We start from the raw sequence: 1,005 nt of genomic DNA on the forward strand, positions 1-1,005 counted from the left end.
GAGCGGCAAAGGGCAAGCGAGATCGGGAGCACGTTTATGAAATATCCGGGTTAGAAGACTCTTCACCCTGATTGGCATTAAAATAATCCCAATCTGATTTCTATACCGGTCACAAGATGAACAAGGAAAAACGGACAGAGATTTTTACCCGGTTTCGGGACGCTAACCCCAACCCAACCACCGAACTCAACTACAGCACACCGTTTGAACTGCTTATTGCGGTGATACTGTCTGCCCAGGCCACCGATGTGGGGGTCAACAAAGCCACAGACAAGCTTTACCCAGTTGCCAATACCCCTGAGGCAATACTTGCCCTGGGTGTGGATGGCCTGAAGGAGTACATCAAAACCATTGGGCTGTTTAATGCCAAGGCAGAAAACGTCATCAAAACCTGTCAGATGCTGATTGATCAGCACAATAGCGTGGTACCCGATAACCGCAAAGACCTTGAAGCACTGCCCGGCGTCGGGCGAAAAACGGCTAATGTCGTTTTAAATACCGCCTTCCAGCAGCCCGCCATGGCGGTGGATACCCACATTTTCCGGGTATCCAACCGAACGGGTATCGCCCCTGGCAAGGATGTACTGGAAGTGGAAAAACGGCTGGTCAGGCTGGTTCCCAAAGAGTTTCTGATGGATGCCCACCACTGGCTGATCCTCCATGGCCGTTATGTGTGCAAAGCAAGAAAGCCACACTGTGGCAGCTGCATTATTGAAGACCTTTGTGAATACAAACAGAAAACGTCTTAGTCTGAAGAAGGAAATATCCGTCCATGGCATTCCACTATGGGGTAATAGAAGGGCTGTACGATCAGGAAAACCAGTGGTGCCGGGAGTCCAGAAATGCCTATGCCAGCTTCTGCGCCAGGCACGGCTTCAATTTCTATATCTACGCACCAAAGAATGACCCTTATCTGCGCGAGCAATGGCACCAACCCTGGCCAGAAAACGACTTCAACCACTTGATGAACCGGGTTTCTGGCCAGATGAGGGTAGGCGACATGAC

2 protein-coding genes are annotated in these 1,005 nt (G+C 50.6%); both read left to right on the top strand.

From position 1 onward, the window contains the following. The first annotated feature begins 116 nt into the window (after positions 1 to 116). Positions 117 to 749, top strand: a complete 633-nt coding sequence (gene nth, locus KDK14_RS21275) for an endonuclease III (RefSeq protein WP_257267274.1) — start codon at positions 117 to 119, stop codon at positions 747 to 749. Between the two features lie 23 nt (positions 750 to 772). Beyond that, positions 773 to 1,005 (top strand): protein O-GlcNAcase (locus KDK14_RS21280; protein WP_257267275.1); only part of this gene is annotated, 233 nt, incomplete at its 3' end.

Origin of the sequence: Endozoicomonas sp. ONNA2, from assembly GCF_024606365.1 — a bacterium.
Classification (GTDB): Bacteria; Pseudomonadota; Gammaproteobacteria; order Pseudomonadales; family Endozoicomonadaceae; genus Endozoicomonas.

Bases quoted from the DNA above. Each gene is read 5' to 3' on its own strand.
- nth (WP_257267274.1), top strand. From the start codon at position 117: ATGAACAAGGAAAAACGGACAGAGATTTTTACCCGGTTTCGGGACGCT.